Source organism: Dyella sp. ASV21 (assembly GCF_016428975.1).
Taxonomy (GTDB): domain Bacteria; phylum Pseudomonadota; class Gammaproteobacteria; order Xanthomonadales; family Rhodanobacteraceae; genus Dyella.
Genome location: NZ_JAELTT010000392.1, coordinates 1 through 306, shown reverse-complemented (window position 1 = coordinate 306; position 306 = coordinate 1). Strand labels below are relative to the sequence as shown.

1 pseudogene is annotated in these 306 nt (G+C 76.1%); it reads right to left on the bottom strand.

The window, feature by feature from the left end:
• Positions 1–139 precede the first annotated feature (139 nt).
• Positions 140–306: pseudogene (locus tag JHD67_RS22025) on the bottom strand (hypothetical protein); the annotation flags it as partial.

Here is a 306-nt window from a genome sequence, read left to right as displayed (position 1 = left end):
CCCCCCCCCCCCCCCCCCCCCCCCCCCCCCCCCCCCCCCCCCCCCCCCCCCCCCCCCCCCCCCCCCCCCCCCCCCCCCCCCCCCCCCCCCCCCCCCCCCCCCCCCCTTTTCCACCCACACCCCGCCACCCGAGATTCGGTCACGGGTCTCGTGGGCTCGGAGATGTGTATAAGAGACAGAGGTTGGAGTTGGCCAGCAGCACGCGTGGCGCGTCCGCATGCGTGGGAAACACGCCGACCGGCTTGCCGGACTGGATGAGCAGGGTTTCGTTGTCGTTGAGCTGGCGCAGCGCGCGCAGGATGGCAT